Raw genomic sequence first — 19,473 nt, forward strand, 5'->3', positions numbered from 1 at the left:
ATTGCCACCCATGGGCGGCTTGGGCTTTTTATCATCGTCATTTTTCTTATCAGCTTCCTTGGCGGCACGGCAGATTTCTTCGTTGATTTCTTGTAGGGCTTCGGCACCGAAACGCTTGCGAAAATGGGCCATCAGGGATGGGTCAAATGGTGGCCGGTCCTGGTATTCTTTAAGGCCGATAAAGTACTGCAGGTATGGGTTTTCGGTGATCTGCTCCACTGTTTCACGGTCGCTGAAGCCGCATTTTTCTTTGATGATTAAAGCGCCAAGTGCCATTCGGACGGGTTTGGCCACCTGGCCACGGTTGCTGGGGAAAAGATTGGCATAGCGTTCTTCGATTTTGTCCCAAGGAATCATTTTAGCCAGTTTTACCCAGCGGTTATCGGCTCGTAATTTGCCTTCGAGGGGCAAATTGAATTCTTCGAGATAATATTGATTTTCTATTCTGCGGAACATATTTTTCCTCCAAGTGCACGGTTTTTGCAGCATTTACCGCATTTTCCATGCACTTTATTTCGACAAATATGCTCCTAAATCCTTGATTTTGTTGGGTTTTTGTTTCGTTCAGCAAGTCCTAAGAAATTTTATTGTAGAGATTATGATAATTAATCAATAAAAGTTTTTTAGTACCTTAATTCTACTTGGATGTCGCAATTTATTTATGGCTTTTGCTTCGATTTGTCGAATACGTTCTCTTGTCAACCCCAAAATACCACCGATTTGTTCAAGGGTCATCGGTTCATTATTAAGGAACCCAAATCGATATTGTAAGACTTCTTTTTCGCGAAAACTCAACGAATCAATTACATCAGCTATTATTGAACGGAATTCGCTATTCTCTATATAATCACACATTTCACTTTCGAAAACACCATGATCACAAAATAATAATTCATTTTTATCAGTTAGTTGTTTAATGCTATCATAAGGCTCAATATATTGGATGAGTTGTAACGCTTCATCTTCCGGACATTTTAACTTATTTACTACCTCAAAGACAAGAGCAGTGCATATACTACCATTTTCACATTGAATACAATAATGATTTTCCTTAACTTTATACACAACTAATAGGCGTTCGCTTACATGTGCAGGAAAATAAAATATTGGATTACCAACTGAAAGTTCTCGTACTATAACTTGCCTAATCCACCAGGGGAAGTATGTAGAAAATTTATCATGGGAATCAGGTTCGTATTTATCGAGCGCTATCATAAGACCTAAACAACTTTCTTGTATCGTATCGGCAAGGGGAAAGCCATATTTTTTATGAAAGCTAAGAGCAATCCGAATTGCAATCCGCATATACATTTCAATTATACGCTGTTTTGCGTATGGATTTCCATTTTTGGCTAGTGGTAATAAGTATTGTGCCTCCCGCCACTGCGGGGGTTGGATGTTCCTAACGTAATCAATAAAAACGGTAAGGCCCTCATCTATGGTAACAACTTCATTAAAGGTTTGGTTATAGTCTATTTGACTGTAATCCTTATCATAAGAATTCGTATCATGAACATTATTATCACGTATTATGATACCTTTAGCTACAAGATGTTCGCAGACACGGCTAATCTCGCTTAATGGCAAGTCATATTCCCCGACTAAATCAAGGATAAAATCTTCCGTGACATATCCCCTTTTTACATACTCTGAAATGGCCTTTTCGATTAGAGCCTGTTTTAAAAAGTCCATCGCTTTAGCTTCTTGCCAATTTGCACAGGTTTAATATACTATCTGTAGAAACACTACTGTTATAGCGCTCCTCAAATTCTTCTATGAAGTCATAAAGATTTTTCAGATAATCATCGGGTTTTTTAGCTCCTTCCATTATTTTCTCATAAAGAACATCTACACCCCCACGAACATATGAATCATATCGCTCCTCATCAGGCTGCGCTTTTTCAGTGCCATAATAACGAAACGCTTTATTGATGCGTTCATCAAAATCAGGTTCATAATCTTTATCAAGCAGCATAATAAGCCTGTAATTAAACATAAGGTCATTCTTATTTTTTATTAAAATATCAGGAAATATATCAGTTTTTTCATTGTTTTCTCTGTCTATCGGAGCACTTCTCCCGTACATAAAACCAACAATTGGTGCAAGCAAATAAACATCAAAGTTACGGGCAAAAACTTTATTATTCTTCTGATCAAATGAAGCGGTTAATTTAATTACTTTAGCAGCATGGCTTCCTCTAAAAGAATACTCTTTATCAAACATATCCTCACCTCGTTACTAAATAGGTTTCAAACTCATTTTTCTTATCAAACAGATAGCGAGCCCCGACCTGTTGCCCCATATGGGTTTCAGCTAGTTCGCCATCGGTATCTTTAATAAAAATGATGACCTGTTCCGCAACCTTCGGCAATATATCGCAAACAGTCTGAATCCTAGTCTTATCGAAAGCAGAAAGGGGAGCATCCATCACAAGCGGATACGGCTCTGAGACAAGCATTTCGTTTTCATCGTTTTGACTGTCTCTCGCCATTTTGATAACACCTGCGATAAAGGCAAAAATCACCGATATGCTCTGAGCTGTTGAGGTTTCAACATCGGAGTTATACCCCCTAAAATCATTTACGATAATGTTGACATTATAGTTTTCATCCAAAGAGAGGGCTAGCCCACCGTTATAAATATGTTTAAAAATCCCATTAACCGTTTTTTGGAGCTGATTGCGGGTTTCTGTTTCTTTTTGTGTGTATTCGTCCAAAAGTACATCGTACATATATTGTGCATAGGCCTTATAGACCTCTATCTTGCGGTTGGCTTCGTCTTTCAAAGTCAATTCCTTACGCTCAGCGATTTTGAGCTTTTTTTGAGTTTCATAGCTACCTTGTTCTATGTTTAATTCATCCCGCTCCTTTTTTAGATAATTTAAACGACGTTCGTAATTAATTAATTCTTTTTGTAATAAGCCTACATTTTCCATGTTTACAAGCCGCTCTTCTATAAGCTTAATTTTATTTTCAACATCAGCATAATCCGTCTCAAAGTTCCTTATAATTCTATATTGTTCACTTATGTCCTCAAAAAGCGAACTTCCACCTTTACTTTTCGACTCACAATCTCGAACGAACTGACCAATTAGGCTACCTAGAGATTGAGGTGGGATATACTCCAACACTTTCATAAGCGCTTTGTAAGCATCGTTATTAAACTCGATCTTGTTATTGCAAATACAAGAGCCACGGTCAATGAGAAACTTGATAGTTCTTTCATGTATATCAGGGATTCCTTTATCAAGTTTATCGGCTTCGGACAAAAGTTGGAGCGCGTCTTTCATCATTTTCTTAGCAAAATATTGTTGAGCATTATTATTAAATGTACGCAGAAGGACAGCGGTTGAAGATGCTTTTGAAGAAATCAGACCGTTTAGTTTTTTGCGAAGGGCTTCACGTTCCTTTGCTAAATCCTCACTATCCTTAAACTTAACAATTTTCTCTTTAAGTTCATCGCACTTATCCTGCGCGATAGCTTCTTCTTTATCAATCTCAGCTAAACGCCTGGTTATAGCATCAATTTTATCATCAAGTTCATCAATCTCTTTAGTGTATTGCGCGATTCTAACATCACTTCCAGCATCGTAACTGTTATCGTAACTGCGGATAACCGATGATGGGGAACGACTTTTTAAGTGATTGAGTGCAGCGGTAAATGCGCTTAACCCAAGAAGGCTTTTAACCGCCTCGGCAAATTCCTTACTCTTACCACGCCGGATTTCTTTACTCATTTTTTCAATCCGCTCGCCGTCAAAAAAGAAATACTTAGACAACTCTTTTGGCAGTATTTCTTTCATTCGTATTTCAGTTTCCAAATCAGGCACAAACTCACGTTGCCCGTCCGCCCCTTTAAAGGCAATCTTAAAAGTCGTTTGGCTCGGTCTGCGAAGGTTGCCCGAAGAATCCTTGGAATATTTCTGCTCACGGATAATCGTATATTCTATACCGTTATGTACCAGATCCAGTTCAACCCTTACAGACGCTTCTTCATCTGGTAGCATATTCAGTGCAACAGCCTTTGATAGCATGGACTTGTCCTCAAAGTCAGTGTCACCATATAAGCACCAAGTAAACGCCTGTGCCAGCGTCGTTTTGCCTGAGCCGTTTTCCCCCATGATAATCGTTACATTTCTATCCGGATAGGTTGAGAAGGAAATTAATTGTTCGCCTTTAAATTGACGAAAATTAGTCAATCGGAGATTCTTTAATAACATTCCACTTCCTCCTCGATTATCTTTTTAATCTGTTTCGCCATTTCACTATCATTATAACGCTTTGTTTTGATATTCGTGGTTTCTTTAACAATCAGCCTTTTTAACATCCGATTTGCCTTCTTAAGGTCAATCTCAACACCATTTATGATTTTCGTTTCAGCATCCGTCATATTCAAACTCCTCCTCAAAAGTAATTATATTATCATTAATCACGTACGCTTCTTTAATACCGTCTAATACGTTTTGGGCTTCTATCATGTTCATAGCAAGCCGGGCAAATTCCTCCGCTCTAGATAATTCGTTTCTCACGAGGCTCATTGTTTTTTTGAGCTGGCTTTCAGTCAGAGAGTAAACATCGTCCAATCCATATGGCAGGGTGATAAAATCATAGATTTCCGCAAATTCCTTTCCTTCAGCAAGCCTAAGAACACGCCCTCTACGCTGTATATACTCCTTTGGATTGGTGGTACTTGCAAGTATAAAGGCCGTACTGATCTTTGGAATATTAACACCTTCATCCAGACATTTTATGGCAATTAAAACCTGTAATGTATTACCCTCTGAAAATTCCCGCTTCAGAATGGCTCGTTCAGCAATATCTTCTTTTGATGTAAACTGTGAAACCTTCATGTTAAGTTTGTTACCCAATAAGTCAGTTACAACGTCAATTTGCCGGATATCGTCATCATCTATTTCGGTAGAATCTTGTCCAGATTGCAAAATTTTGGTCGCGCCGCAATAAACAAGAATGCGATTACTATTGATGTACGGTTTAATTTTCTCTTCAAGCTTTGTTATTTTATCTTCAGCCCCAGCAATTAGCCGCGCTCGGGCTAATGCGAGAATTTTACCTTTTTCATTAAGTCTTTTTTTCCCCCGCTTATCATTGATAATGCATTTTCCGATTTCATAAGTAAGCTCGTTATAACGTTGCAACTCTGCTTCATTTAAGGTACAGATTACTGGGTAATATTTGTATCTTGTTAATTTATTTTCCTCAATAGCTCGTTCGAGAGTATACTCGATACACTTTTGTCCGAAATAGTCTCTGATGCGCTGCGTACCTTCCGCATCGTTATGGCGGTCTATGGTCGCAGACAGAGCTAATCGATAATTAAACTTATCAGAAAGTAGCCTGCTCAAATTTTCGGCGCCAAAATTGTGCGCTTCATCCACCATTAGAAGAGCATCACCACGGATTTTAGCAATTTGGGATTGTACATAAGGGGATGAAAAGGTCGCGTTTGTACAGACGAAACAAAAAAACTCTCGGTTTCTCACCTTTAATTTTTGATCCCGAATAGCATTTTCAAGCCGGGCTTTCCAATCCTTTTGGTTTGATGCGCTGTATCCGATAATAGGTTTCATACCGAAAAGCTCAATATCTTCAACCCACTGTTCAACCAAGTGTTGATAAGGGCAAACAATGACAACAGCAAGATGATTGTCCGTTTCTTCGCACAAACGCGCCACAGCTCCAAGCCCTGTAAAGGTTTTACCCGTACCTGTCGCCATATCAAAAATGCCCCGAAAGCCGTTTAGCGCCCAGGCTTCGATAGCTTCTTTCTGATAATCATGCAACGTAACAGATTCAGGAATAACCGCGCCCAAACGTTTTGTTTTTTTCTTGTCTTTACCTATAAGCAGGCTTTCAAATTCTTCTTTATCTATATTAAAATTAGGTGGCGCGTTTTTATAACGTTCAATGATCTCCTGTTTCAATTCGGGAAACTCAATAATTCTTATATTTGGCTCGCTGTTGTTCCATATTGCTGTGAATGCGTTTTCTTTCGCCTTAACACGCTCATTTTCGTGCTCACTCTTCCATGAGCAGAATACGTCAATCGTTTCATAATTCGCGTTTAAAGCGTTGGCTGACTCGTTCATGGAGCCCGAGAACGCTACTTTATTTCCCATACCGTCGCTGATAATTCCCATCTTTTCATGGTACATGCCCATTTTGCTTTCATCCTCAGTGAAAGCTATTTTTATATCCAAGATGCCATCTGCAATCAGGTTGGCTAACATGTTCAGCCGTTCTTTTTCAAATGGGGTTTTCGGGTCCTTCAATTGGCGTAGTACCGAAGATTTAATGATACTATCTCGCAAAGCATAACCTGTACGGATCGCCTCAATATCATCATCCGAAAGGTAGGGTGATGCCACAAGCTGAATCGATCCACCGTTTTTAACAAGCGCAGAAATCCCTTTTGAAATTTCCACAAGTATGGAAGATGAAAAGAACCCAACCGCCCGTTTGTAGGAAATAGCATGTTGCAATAACGGGATATAAAATTCCTGCGCCACTTTATCGATCAGAGAGCGATATTCGTTTTTTATCTCAACATCTTTTAATCCCAATGTCACACCTCACTAACTCCGGTAATCGGACAATTGTAAACTCATATCCGTAATATTTTCATAAAGCGTTGGAAAACGTGCCGTTGATATCACTCAATTCTTCTTTATGCGCGAAAATGATCAAAAATTTTGTTATTTTCGGCAACAATAGAATCAAGAGAAACATTAAAGTGTTGCTCAATCTTCTTCGTTTTGGTCATCCTCATCTGCACTGTCTTATCTTTACACGTTATATTGGTATCCGCATGAAAATATTTTTTAAACTCCGCTTCGCGCATAGGCTACCCTTCCGCTATTAGGCTTAACGCATGGTCTAACTTGGTAAAATCTTCTTCATTATTAAAGTAACTCACACTAAATCGAACGGTTCCGGCTGGAAATGTTCCTAAAAACCTGTGGGCAAACGGAGCACAATGCAGGCCAGTCCTCACGGCGACATTGCAATTGCTCAACACACGCCCTACATCATCACTGCTATACCCGTCAAAGACGCAAGATACAACACCGATCATTCCATCCACACGGCCACCGCCAATTATCTTCACATTAGAATATTGTTGTAGAATTGAAAGCAGGGTTTCATGATTTTTTTTCTCACGTTGGAATACATTATCGATGCCCGTTTCATTCAACCACTTAATTGCAGCGTTTAAACCTGCAATTGCCATAATATTCGGGCTGGCAACCTCATACCTTTCAGGAATCGTTTCTGGCAAGCTTTGGTTCGCGGAATCCACCCCGGTGCCGCCATAAAGGATTGGTGCGGGAGTGATTCTGCCATTTGTAACAAAGCCTGCCACGCCCAACGGGCCGTACATGGTCTTATGGCCGGCGAACACAGCGAAATCAATGATATCACAGCTTAAATCTGTATCCACAAGACCTGCTGTTTGACACATATCAATTACAGTAATCGATTCATATCCCTTTGCCATGTCACATATTTCATAGATGGGGGCTAATAAACCGCAAACATTACTGGCGTGACTTATAACAATAAGGCTTGGTTTATTTTCGGAAAACTGGTCTTTGATCTCTTCCAGATCGTACGAAAGAGTTTTCTTATCTACAGCCAACTGATGCAACGATATATCGTAATGTTCTTGCAAATGCGCCAACACCCTTGTGACGGCGTTATGCTCAAACGGTGAAATATAGACGTTTTGTTTGTCGGCCAGTGGAACACCGCGCAATATGATGTTTAGGGCTTCCGTCGCCGTGTGCGTTAATACAACCTTTTTATTGGGGCAATGGAGCATATTTAAAATAAGGCTTCGTGTTTCCTCAACTAATGCGCTTGCTTTTGCAGCCAACTTATGTTGACCACGCCCCACATTAACACCACACTCACGGTAAAATCCATCCATAAAAGTATATACAGCTTCCGGTTTCGGAAAAGTAGTTGCGGCGTTGTCAAAGTAAGCAACATTATTCATTGGAATGAACCTCTATTGCTGAATCTAATAAATCTTCAACATCATGCATATCACTTAGTTGCCTTAGACTCCTCAAATCTTCTTTCATATCAATCAATTCTTTATCTGTTAGAATGGCACGATCCCAAAAGTAAATCAAAATACGTTCAGTTAGAGTTTTATTATTCATAATCATGGTTCTTTTATCAGCATTCCACAAAATATTTCTCCATATAGTATTATTTAGATGTAATAATTGACTTGGGAACTGACTAAAAGCCTCCCTAAACGAAGTGCCTTTACTTTGGACAACTCGAACCGTGGCGCGAACAAAAGGTATTAAGGCAACAGGCCTAAATAGTAATAGACCACCATTCCGATTCCTGTATTCACGCGAGTCTGGTATATCCATTAAAGAATAATCATATAAAGCTGTAAAACAGTTTATAAGATCACCCCAAAAGGACTGGCATATAGTTTTAAATTTATTAATATCTTCATCAGTAGGTCTAATACGAATATATTCCTTTATCTTTGCTCTCCCTCTAACTTTATTACCTTCAATATTAAGAACATCTATGTCTTTTATAAATAACCAAAGAAGTTCTTTGTTGCACTCGTAAAAAGCAATGATTGTAGTAAAGGCACTCGTGTTGCTATCCGGAATAGCTTTTGTTTTAGAATCTAACACTCTACCATTTGCAAACAAGGGGTGAGATTCTATTAAATCCCTGGATACTATGGCTACAACATCATCTTCATCCAAAGCAATTATATCTCGCATGGATACAGGTTTTGCATACCTATTTAGGGTGCTAAATAATCTTCGCGACCTTTGCATTCCTTCGGCATCTGTCTTGTGACCAATAAAAACGACTGGAATTTTTTCATCATCATATTTTCTACTTTCTTCAAGCACTTTTTTAATTCCCTCCACACGATGTTGCCCATCGACAGGAAAAATTTTTTCTTCACCATTTAGCTCAAGAATTCCCAAATTATAAAATTCATCACCATCATCATATTCTAAACGCACTTCGTGCCAAACTGGTTCTCCATCATAGACGGCGAGAATAAGGGCATTAAAGAAACGCTCTTCTTGATTTTCAATATAGCTAGCTATGCTTTTGTAATTACTTGTGATGCTCCTTTGAAGCATATCCTGCAACAATTCAGATCTATGAAGCTCGCTATCTACACGCTTAACATATGTTGCAACTTCTTTAAATGTAAGTGTTGCGACATAGTATATCCATGTACCAATTTGTGCCCGTATAGCTGGTATTTTCATCTTTATAATCATTCCTTTCGCTTTGCTCAAGGCACAAAACGGCATGAAACCGTTGCTTTTGAGCTTATTTTATTTTAAAACTATCTTGTTGAGATTTACAGGCAACTACAAATCACGTGGAGGTGAGTGCGCTGCTCCTTTGGGAGTAGACCGTATTTTTATATGTGTAGACTGTTCTTTCAAGCACAAATAAGTGTGCCTTCAGAGCACGAAGACTTATCTTTGTATAAACAACTCGTTTATAGCTGGACAGTCAGTCAATGCCTGCTTTTCTCAATAATTTTTCGCGAAGGGAGACTTTGATGTTAAAAATTGTTTACCCAATTTGTTGTGGAATTGATGTCCACAAAAAGTTCCTTGTTGCCTGTATTGCTTTTACCAACGACAAAGGGGTTACCACTTACAAGTCCAGTCGCTTTTCTACCTTCACCAACGATTTGCGAAAACTGTCGGGATGGCTTTCCTCTAATTCCTGCACACATGTTTGTATGGAATCCACCGGCAAGTATTGGATACCTGTGTACAATATTTTGGAAGCCACCTGTGAAATCACCCTGGCCCACCCAAAGTACGTCAAGGCGATTCGCGGCAAAAAAACCGATAAAAAGGATGCCAAATGGATTGCTGACCTGTTTAAGCACGACCTCGTTGCTGGAAGCTTTATGCCGCCCCTTCCAATTCGTCAATTGCGTGATTTAATGCGTTACCGTTTTAAGCTCATAAACTTTAAGTCCAGCGAGAAGAACCGGATTCAAAATTGTCTTACTGTATCAAATATCCAGCTTGCCAACGTGGTATCTGATACTTTCGGCAAGAGTTCAATGAGAATCATTGACTACTTGCTTGAAAATCCTGATGATAAGGATTTCGATTTTGTTCCTCTTCTTCACCCATCCATGCTGGATAAGGTAGATAAGATCCGCCTTGCTTTAGACGGGGTGATTACACCCGAGCAACAGCAAAAAATGAATATTATCCTTCAGCATTACGACGGATTGGAAAAGTGCAAGTCCAATCTTGAATCCTTGATCCTTTCGCTGTCGGAGCCTTATGCCAAGGAACGTGCCTTAGTGTCCACTGTACCAGGTATTAAAAATCCCTTTTCTGCCATCGCTATAATCTCAGAAATCGGGGTTGATATGTCTGTGTTCCCTACAGCCAAACACTTGTGTTCCTGGGCAGGGGTGACTCCTCAAAACAACGAGAGTGCGGGCAAAAAACATTCTGTACGCATATCTCGTGCCGGTGTTTATATCAAACCACTTTTAGTACAATGCGCCAACGCTGTTGTTAAAAGTGATAAACACCCTGAAATCAAGAGCCGCTATTTATCCATTAAAAAGCGACGTGGCCACAAGCGTGCTATTATAGCTATTGCACGAATGCTACTTACCGCCATATATCACATCCTTAAGAAGGGTGAACCTTACAACGCCGAACTCTACAAAAAGGCGGAAATCATGCCTCAAACCCGCAAAATCACTGTAGAGCAAGCTATTTTAATAGCTCAAAGGCATGGGTACTCAGTAATTAAGGGTTGATAGTATCAAAAGTTGTCACTATTCATTTTTTCAAAAACTGTCCCATGGATGGTTTGTTTGCTATACCCTTTTTTAGGTTATACCAATCGCAGGTGTGGTTTCAGACTTATACTTCCTTTCTTTATGCAAAAGCAGCTTTTGCTGCTAAATTATACACTCCAGGATATTTATCGTTACATGGGGGAAGGATTACTCTTATCAACTCTTGTTCTAACCCCCTTATTTGAGCGTTGTCTGTAAGAGGTAAATATCTAACATATAAGTATTTACCCCATGTTTCTCTCATTAAAACAATTCGAGGGCGAGTATCTGAGAAGTACTCCTTTATTCTTTTTCTTAAATTTTGCTTAGGTGTTAATTGAACTCTTCCAATATAGACAATATATAAATGAACACCATTAATGATATTAGGCTTAATAATAAATGTATAAATTCCACCTATGTCATTTGGAATATTATTAATTTCATCACTTAGTTGATTACCATCTTCATTAAGAAACTTCACTTCTTGCCAATTGTTATTCAAGATACGTTCGTAATTTGAGTCAAATGAATCCCACTCGCCATCCGGATTTAGTAAAAAAGTTAGTTTATGCGATCTCATTTTATTGCACATATCAAGCATTTCCATGCGAGGACTTCCTCCTAACACAATCTTTCAAGTAATTCAATGAGAACTTGTCGTTTTTCCCGCTTGGAAAGCGCCTGACCATATTCTTCCATGTTACTTGTAATTTCGTTTAAAAGGAGCTTTGCTTTTGGGCTGTATTCGGTTTTTGCAAATGTGCGGACAATTTCCCTGCCATCTTTTGAAACGAAAGCAAATTTGTAATAATCAGACTTAGGTGTACTGTCATTTTGGCTTTGCGTATTAAAGTTCTCAATGGTTTCTTTAAAGTTTTTCAGCTCGGACAGGAAGCTTTTTATTGTACCTGCATTCCAATCCTCTATCCGTAGTGAGGTCACCGCTTTCCCTAGGCGTTTGATAAACACCGACTCGTCATTTGTAATGGTATTCATTAACTCTAAAATGCTATTTTCGTTGTTAGGAAAAAGGTATCGCATGGTTGCCTCGTCAAGTTGCTCTACCCAATCCTTGATAACAGAAGTCAAGCTAGCATTAGGTTTCGAGCCACCGCCAAACATGGTTTTCACATCAACCGCAAGAACCTTTATTAATTCGGAAATAGCAGAATCGTAGATTTTTTTTGTTTTCCTAATACTGTTAGCAATGGTCGGAGAAAATTCTCTCAATCCAAAGAATGACGGTATTTTCTCAAACAAATATTCACGCGCATTATTGTCAGCAAATTTCAGACTGTTGATAAACTTCCTCTGTTCTTTCGATATAGCCTTAACCATGGGTTTATCGGCTTTAACATAATAGACTTCGGTCATCTCCTTTGCGTATTTAGGTAGCGCGACAAACCATCGGTTCATGGCGAGAACGATATAGGAAAAACTATTGTAGATTTTTTCTTTTTCCACAACGTAATCCCTGAATATATCCTCGAGTTCGGACATATACCTCGTCTTTTCCGCGTCCCAATCTACACGGATAACCGAGAAATCCTCAGGTTTTTCATTGATGCTGTTGAGGATATCGGCAGTGATTTTGACTTCTCTATCCCGGTTTTTTATAACAAGACTCTTCTTATGCTGGTGAAGCACAGCAGCTATATAGATAGGGATAACGCCTTTTTTCATGCCGATACCATGTTCCGGGAGTGTCAGAGTATCGTATAACTCGCTGAAGCACTGCTCGCCTACACGCTCCGGGCCAACAAAAAATTCCTGTATTATTGCAAGCACATACCGCAGATTCGCATCCTCCGGCTCTAAGTTGATATAAGGTACGGTATCGGCGTCGCAAAGTACGCCAGTCTGGATCAATGTACTTCTCATGAAAGATACGTCCTGCCCAGTGCCACTTAGTCCTAGGTTGGCTTCAAGGTCGTTTTCGAGCAAACTGGCGACAAGCTTCGTCCGGCTGTTGATTGCGGTTGTAGGCAGGATATTCTTGTTAATCGACTCGTTATTGATAATTGGCGTATGAGGATAGTTAGATTCGCATATATAGGAAAGTAGCATGGAAATTTGCGCCTTGCGGGAAATGGCTTGTTTTTTCCCCATATAATAATATTCAACGCCGCCTAACTCTGGTCGCATATATGAATCAATGAAGCTGCCGATGACTTCTTCCAAGTCCTCAATGTAAATGTCATATTCATCAGAAAGCAGTTCGTCATCTACAACCTGCGTTTTAAGCTGCAATACTGCGTGATACTCATAGGCCATCTTCTCAATGTCGACATAATCAGTAGGAACCGCAAAAACCGCTCGGTTATGATTACAATTTCCATCAGCAATCGATGCAACAATACTTTCTATCTCACTTTTATTTCGAGGGACAATAGCAAAGACCGTGCCATCAGAGCCGTCGCGTTTTAACTTATCATTCCAATCTTCCACATTAAAAAAGTCTGAGCTACTGATAAAGGTAAAATTGAAATACCGTGTTATTTCATGTTCGTCATTGTACCCGGTAGGGTACATAAAGCTGTCAAAAGCGAACTCATTGAGAATCTTTGTTACACTCATGGTGTGCTCGGTCTTCTCGATCATTTTTTTAATTTCGCTTTTAATATCAACACCGCTGCTCTCTTTCAGCTTAAGGTAATTATTACTGCGTTTTAGGTAAACAATACAATCCTTTTCAATCAGATTGGACAACGCCCTGCTGATCCGTTCAATATTATCCATGCTGTCACGGAACGTATCAATAATCACATCACAGATAGGCGGCAGTTTTTCAAACTGTTCAATGATGTAAATAAGCGAAATTGTTTTAATGATTTTCGCTTCAAGAGAATTCTGTTCGACCCGTCTGAGGACAGTTTCCGTTAGCTTGTACTGCTTATGAATATCCGTTGTCCACGCTTCTTTTCGCAGGAGCGGTTCAAAATAGTCATAAAGGTAATCCGGTGTAAGTAACGGAAAATCGTCCTCAGCAGACTGCAAGAATGCTAAAAGAGTATGCTTTTGCTCGGCTGACAGGAAGGTGAACAAGGTACGCTCATTCTGCGCTACTCTCTCGGACAATCTCGGCAAAATAAAAGTTGAAACCGGGTGCAAGGGGTAACAGCCCATGACGGCAGTATCAGCATCTACGGCATCAATCAGGTCACTTTTTACAAACCGCAATTTCATATCATCGAATTTTTCCCTGTTCTTTTTGCAAAACCTTGTCCAATAGTCAGGTTCTTTTTTGATAACCGCCGATATGATCTCATACATCTGCGAAAAGTTATTGTGAAGATTAATGTGCTTAAACCGCCCGGAAACACCCCGCCAGCCGTCCACTTTATCTTTGGGCAACTTATCGTCGATGTAGTTGGCGATATCTTTGTGTGATATGAGCATCAGGTGCATTTGCTTAGACCCGCTGCGGTCGCACTTTTCTGCAAAATCCTGAAGGAGTTTGACGTCACTGATGGTGGCGTTAGCAATACTTGCCTCAAGGTATTTGCTAAACTCGTCGTAAATGATATACACGCCATCATAGCCGTGTTCCTTTAGCCTATTCACCACGGCTTCATACAGTTCAACAACATCAAAACCAAGGAAAGGGTTAAAAGTGCTGCCCGATGTAAGGTCGGGATACAGTTTTTCAAACTTTTCATACGACCGAACATCGTATTCTTTTAGGGACAGGATGAAATCGTCTACAGGTTCACCAAGCTTTTTCACGAACTGCTTATAGGTCTGCGGATAGTTTTCTTTCCAGTTTTCGATAGTGTTGATAGATGCCTTAAAATTGGTTTCCGGCATCAGATTTTCAAGATTATTCGCTTTTAGTGATTGTTCCAAAGCGGTTAAAAACGACTGCGTAAGGCTTGCGCTGCTTCCACTAACGATGATGGGCAACAGCGCCTTGTCGCTCTTGATATATTCCTCCGCATAATCGCACAACTCGGGATTATGAGCCTTCATCTTTTCAAGCAGGGCAGTGAACAATGTAGCGTCCTTTTTAAAAAGCAGCGAAATCAAAACGAGGACGATATGCGATTTGCCTCTTCCATACGCGCCGATCAGTATGCGCGCCCTTTGGGTGGAACCAGGTTTAGTGCTTAGAAGCACATCCTCTATTACATCTAGCGATGACATGGTGGGAATGAAACTTCTTACTTTATCATCATTATATAAATCATAAGCGATATTGACAGATGTTTGAAAACCTCTGGCAACCGTTATTTCCAGTTTGTCCATTCTTTCATCTCCTGCCTACGGCATTAACTGATTAATCGATGCGTAATAGGCATCGACACAATCAAGAAACTCCATGTCAGTTTCAATTCGGATAACGTCAAGCCCTGCCGTTCTGATTACCTTAATTAACCCCATGTGTTCAATTCTGGTTAGTAAGTGCGTGAGTGAAATGATATTTAGGTTAAATACCTTTCCCACATTGCACAGTTCATTTTGTAACGCTGAAATCCGTATCTCTTTTTTACCCCCAGACTGGTCCAAAATGACCGCAAGTAAGATCAATGGATGGATGCTATTCCTTTTAGGAGTACATTTCTTGTATATCCGCTGCTTCTTATTTACAATATCAATAAGTCCTAATTCGCCTAAAGGACAATCGATGTTGCTCTCAGGTTGCACCTTTTGGGGATTTGACTTGATGCGGGGCACATAAGTATTAATGATACAATTAAAGTCATCCTCAAGTGAACGGGTAGATATTTCCTCCCCCTGCATACGAATATAGTTGCTGAGCTGCAAAACAAAATCGTCTCGGGTAAACTCCATTGGACGGAACTCATTAAAAAAGAAATACCACGCCGTCGCATCTGTCTTATTGGTGGCAAGTCTGTAATGCAAAAGCCACAATGTTCCAATTTCTTCGGTGTATGGATCATTATGAAATACAATTTCGCCAAGTGGTGTAAGCTTCTGGGTGCGTCTGCCACCCTTCGACTCTATGGTCAGGCCGACCGCTTGAAGCCAATAGCGGAGCGCCTTGACCATATTGGCGCCAATACCAAGAACATCCATTGGATTTCCCGCCGCACCCATAAAAACGCCGGGCTCATACTGCACGTTTCTCATGCCTTTATTTAGCCAACCTTTTCTAATGAAAAAAGTGTCATGTGCTCTGAATCTCATTTCGTCGCACTCCAATCCACTATACTTTCGTCCGTAAATATTTTTCCATTAGACAGCCGCCTTCCAAATACTTAGCGGTCACGCACTTCTTACAGTGGATACATTTATTTTCGTCAATATGGTAAACGCCACCAACTATAGAGATCGCACCACTTGAGCATAGCGATTCACACTTGAGGCATCTCCGGCAGGCGTTATATTTTTTAATCTGATAACTAACCATGCGCTGTAAATCGTCATGACTGGCTACATTCAAAGTTTTCACCTTGACCGCATGCTCGTAGCCATCCTGCGAAAACGGTTGTATAGCTAAAACAGGGATATTCGTTTTTACATCGACAACAATGATCTCGCCAATGAGTTTTCGCCCAAGCTCGGGTGCTAGTCGGCCAAAGGGAATAAACAACTCAGTAAAAGATTCGTTTATTGCCTTATTAAGACTGTAAACTTTTGCGTAGTCCTCTGTGGTGCAATTGGTAAAACGAATTTTCACATCCTCGGCGGCAGCAAGGCCATTACCGCCCTGCCGGGCCTTCCACTTACCTGTGTCAACATAATCTTCAGCATCCGGCTTGCCGATGGAACGGGCAAAGCTCACTAAAAACTCCCGCCATTTCTTTACCTGTTCCGGCATATAAATTGCGGTAAGAAACTGCGCCCGTTCGTTATTATTCGGGCAGCACCAACAGCCTACCCGATCATATCCCAAACGGTAAGCGTCGTTAAAGTCAATATTATTGCTAAATATATAAAGCCAGATGTCAATGTCCTTCCAATAGAAAATCGGGGAAGCGACCTTCTGTTTTTGGATTTTGATGGATTCGGCGTCATCTTCAATACGATTATACTTGCTCCGGGCAACTGATTCGCACTTACGTATCCCATAAAATGATAAAATACCTTTATTTCGATATAGATTATTCAATACACGGGTAATAGGGCCGGTCTTAAACATGGAACAGCACCAGCGTAACATACGGGCAGGCGGGCCTATGTCCTGGCAAACCTCATAAAAGTCTTGATCTTTATTCTTCGCCGTCTTAAATATGGCTTTAGGATTGTTCCGGCGAAACCTTGCCGCATATTCCAGAGTCATCGGTAATTCAAGCGTGGTGTCGCCAAAAATATATACTAGGCTTGGATCACCCAGGGCGCGAACCACCAAATCCGCCGTCACAGTCGAATCTTTCCCGCCTGAAAAAGAAAGTATGATATTCTCGCGAGGGTAATCTTTTGCACTTTCTATAATAAAGGTGCAGGCTTCGTCAAACAGGAAGTCAAGCCGTACCTTGTTAGACTGCACAAATCGTCCGATATTCTGTTTGAAGGGCAGATCGCTGTTATCCGGCTGGTATTGCTCCAAAAGCCTGCCAATTTCTTCCGGCGAGTGTTTTTTATAAGTCCTCAGAGAAACAGCTTTCGGCTTTCCGTCAATATAATAGCGGTTATTTGATGCCCATACGCTTTTTTCAATATACGCAAAAGGCTTAGCCGTAATTAGCTCAAACAAAAGACGCTCTTCGGGGAAAACGGGGCGCAAATCGGCACACAGATATGTGGCTTTGCCTCCACAAGTGGGGCAGAAATTTTTATCTGCCGCGCCCGCTGCCTTAATAAGCGGCACTCGGCAATCCCAGCACCAGTAAATCTCAAAAGGATGATTGTCATCGGTTGCACCGCCGCAAAGCTCGCACATTTCGCTGTTTGTTTCTCGGTTGCAATTTCTGCACCACATCCCGCGTACCTCCCCTCCATTCTATCATTTGTTCTGTCCAACAAGTGGTTAGTATAGTTAAGATTTCTGTTTAGACTCGTAATATTCTAGTAGATTACCAACTCCACAATTTACTTAGCGTTTCCTGGTCGTAACGATTCGTATTGTTATGATATAAGCTTGATATTGCAGTACGGGAAAGGCCGGTCTTTTCATGCACGTCCTGAATATTATAACGGCTTTGTCCCATTAGAGTTGACAGATTACATTGGATGGCCATTTACGTTTCTCCTATTCGACAAATTACATTAAATCCATTATATACCAAAATAGTGAACAGTAAATAGTATTACTTCATTTTAGTTATGTAGCTAATTATTACTTATTCCTGGCTCCATTCAAACGGTTTTCGGTTTTTAACGATTCTAATATAAAACTCCCGGATTTACTTATACATTAAACATGGACTGTATTTACGTTTCCCCCATTGCAATTACCTTAGCTCCCTACGTGTTTCGGCACATTACCTATAAGCAACCTCTATCCTGTTATGCCCTAAATTCTTAGACCGGTTTAGCCCCCTATTACTAAAGTTTATATCCCAAAAATCAACTTATTTCAGTGGACTTACGTGGTATAAAGAGAATTCAAACCTAACGACGCTAGACCGGCGGCCTTGACAGCACTAAGGGTTGTAATGCTGGTTTAGTTATCGACGGGCGGCTCCGAAAACATGCAGGGCTACCCCCGTCGGCAAAATATTGTACAACAGCCCTTTTAACGTGCTGCGAAGCTACTTCTGCGCCTAGTGCCAATCCGGAGATGTTCCCCTCTGGGACTCACCAAAAACATGCTTATTATATTACTACTCCCACACCAGTTTCTCTACGGCCCTCTCCAAATCTTCTGCCCCCGGCCTTGTGTACCTGGCCGTGGTGTTTAAATTTGCATGCCCGGCCAGCATTGCCACCCGGTCCAGGCTCTCCCCGGCATCCACCAGCATCTTGCAGAAGGTATGCCGTAACCGGTGGGGGGTGACCTCGACGCCTGCCAGCCTGCCCAGTTCCTTCAGCCGGATTTGAACCGCCCTGGCAGTCACGGGGCCTTCGTTTCTGCCGGGGAAAAGCCACTCCCCGCCGGGGTGGACGGCCAGCCACTCCTGGAGCATTTTCCTGACCGTGACGTTGAGCGGCACCTCCCGGTATTTTGTGCCTTTGCCCCAGACCTTCACAAAGCCGCTGCGATCCCGGAGCACTATATCCGTCGTCTTTAACCCAACAAGTTCGGATACCCGTAATCCGGCGTGCGTCATTAAACCCAGAAACGCCCGGTCTCTCGGCCCGCCGTATTTTTGGACGGCCCGCGCAAGCGACCCCATTTCCTTTCGTGAAAGCCACCTGCAGGCGGCGTTCTGCTCTCTAACACGGCGCACATCTCCGGCGGGGTTCGATTCACACAACCCTTCATCCACCGCCCAGGAAAAGAAGGACCGGAGCGCCTCCACGCATAGGTTGACCGTGGCGGGCCGTCGACCGCTGGCGAGCAGGTGCCGTTTGAAGTCCGCAACATCGGCAGGCGTCACCGCCGGTAGATCAAAAGGTTCATTCGCAACGTTTTCCCACCAACGGATAAAATATCCTACCTGGCGGATATAATTTTTCACGGTGGAGTCGGAACAGTCTTTCATGCGGAGGTGGTCTCTATACTTTTCCAAAACGTCCACAAAAATCCCTCCACGTTATGCGAAATAAAAATTCGC

Annotated in this window: 16 protein-coding genes; 1 reads left to right on the forward strand and 15 read right to left on the reverse strand. The window is 41.2% G+C overall.

The window, feature by feature from the left end:
• From IT084_RS02525 to IT084_RS02565, 9 genes are all read right to left on the reverse strand, one after another.
• Positions 1 to 456: transposase (locus IT084_RS02525; RefSeq protein ID WP_195710831.1), on the reverse strand; the 456-nt coding region annotated here is incomplete at its 3' end.
• Positions 457 to 609: 153 nt separating this feature from the next.
• Entirely contained in the window at positions 610 to 1,692 is a 1,083-nt protein-coding gene (locus IT084_RS02530; protein WP_195710833.1) for a sigma-70 family RNA polymerase sigma factor, read from the reverse strand.
• A 4-nt stretch (positions 1,693 to 1,696) separates the two neighbouring features.
• Entirely contained in the window at positions 1,697 to 2,224 is a 528-nt protein-coding gene (locus IT084_RS02535) for a hypothetical protein (RefSeq protein ID WP_195710835.1), read from the reverse strand.
• Between the two features lie 4 nt (positions 2,225 to 2,228).
• Positions 2,229 to 4,220, reverse strand: a complete 1,992-nt coding sequence (locus tag IT084_RS02540; RefSeq protein ID WP_195710837.1) for an AAA family ATPase — start codon at positions 4,218 to 4,220, stop codon at positions 2,229 to 2,231.
• A complete protein-coding gene (locus IT084_RS02545) occupies positions 4,211 to 4,390 on the reverse strand; it encodes a hypothetical protein (protein WP_195710839.1) in 180 nt (59 codons plus the stop codon). The genes IT084_RS02540 and IT084_RS02545 overlap by 10 nt, the downstream gene beginning before the upstream one ends.
• Positions 4,377 to 6,581 carry a DEAD/DEAH box helicase family protein gene (locus tag IT084_RS02550; RefSeq protein WP_195710841.1) on the reverse strand — a complete coding sequence of 735 codons (2,205 nt, stop codon included), beginning with the start codon at positions 6,579 to 6,581 and terminating at the stop codon, positions 4,377 to 4,379. The genes IT084_RS02545 and IT084_RS02550 overlap by 14 nt, the downstream gene beginning before the upstream one ends.
• 104 nt (positions 6,582 to 6,685) lie before the next feature.
• Positions 6,686 to 6,859, reverse strand: coding sequence for a hypothetical protein (locus tag IT084_RS02555; protein WP_195710843.1), 174 nt, complete (start codon positions 6,857 to 6,859; stop codon positions 6,686 to 6,688).
• 3 nt (positions 6,860 to 6,862) lie between these two features.
• On the reverse strand, positions 6,863 to 8,017 hold the full coding sequence (locus IT084_RS02560) for an aminotransferase class V-fold PLP-dependent enzyme (protein ID WP_195710845.1): 1,155 nt from the start codon (positions 8,015 to 8,017) through the stop codon (positions 6,863 to 6,865).
• Positions 8,010 to 9,317, reverse strand: a complete 1,308-nt coding sequence (locus IT084_RS02565; RefSeq protein ID WP_195710847.1) for a DNA sulfur modification protein DndB — start codon at positions 9,315 to 9,317, stop codon at positions 8,010 to 8,012. The genes IT084_RS02560 and IT084_RS02565 overlap by 8 nt, the downstream gene beginning before the upstream one ends.
• Before the next feature lie 272 nt (positions 9,318 to 9,589).
• Here IT084_RS02565 and IT084_RS02570 point away from each other — a divergent pair, with 272 nt between their 5' ends.
• Positions 9,590 to 10,828, forward strand: a complete 1,239-nt coding sequence (locus IT084_RS02570; protein ID WP_195710849.1) for an IS110 family transposase — start codon at positions 9,590 to 9,592, stop codon at positions 10,826 to 10,828.
• A 121-nt stretch (positions 10,829 to 10,949) separates the two neighbouring features.
• On the opposite strand, the gene IT084_RS02575 is transcribed toward IT084_RS02570, so the two are convergent.
• From IT084_RS02575 to IT084_RS02600, 6 genes are all read right to left on the reverse strand, one after another.
• Positions 10,950 to 11,459, reverse strand: a complete 510-nt coding sequence (locus IT084_RS02575) for a hypothetical protein (protein WP_195710851.1) — start codon at positions 11,457 to 11,459, stop codon at positions 10,950 to 10,952.
• A 14-nt stretch (positions 11,460 to 11,473) separates the two neighbouring features.
• Positions 11,474 to 15,097 (reverse strand): hypothetical protein, encoded by a 3,624-nt coding sequence (locus tag IT084_RS02580; protein WP_195710853.1) that lies wholly within the window; start codon positions 15,095 to 15,097, stop codon positions 11,474 to 11,476.
• 15 nt (positions 15,098 to 15,112) lie between these two features.
• Entirely contained in the window at positions 15,113 to 16,000 is an 888-nt protein-coding gene (locus IT084_RS02585; protein ID WP_195710855.1) for a DUF4007 family protein, read from the reverse strand.
• A gap of 19 nt (positions 16,001 to 16,019) precedes the next feature.
• On the reverse strand, positions 16,020 to 17,735 hold the full coding sequence (locus IT084_RS02590; RefSeq protein ID WP_195710857.1) for a phosphoadenosine phosphosulfate reductase family protein: 1,716 nt from the start codon (positions 17,733 to 17,735) through the stop codon (positions 16,020 to 16,022).
• A gap of 94 nt (positions 17,736 to 17,829) precedes the next feature.
• Positions 17,830 to 17,994 carry a helix-turn-helix transcriptional regulator gene (locus IT084_RS02595; protein ID WP_195710859.1) on the reverse strand — a complete coding sequence of 55 codons (165 nt, stop codon included), beginning with the start codon at positions 17,992 to 17,994 and terminating at the stop codon, positions 17,830 to 17,832.
• 585 nt (positions 17,995 to 18,579) lie between these two features.
• Positions 18,580 to 19,437, reverse strand: a complete 858-nt coding sequence (locus IT084_RS02600) for a tyrosine-type recombinase/integrase (RefSeq protein WP_313885406.1) — start codon at positions 19,435 to 19,437, stop codon at positions 18,580 to 18,582.
• Positions 19,438 to 19,473 lie beyond the last annotated feature (36 nt).

The organism is Desulfallas sp. Bu1-1, assembly GCF_015594625.1.
Lineage (GTDB): Bacteria > Bacillota > Desulfotomaculia > Desulfotomaculales > Desulfallaceae > JADNRQ01.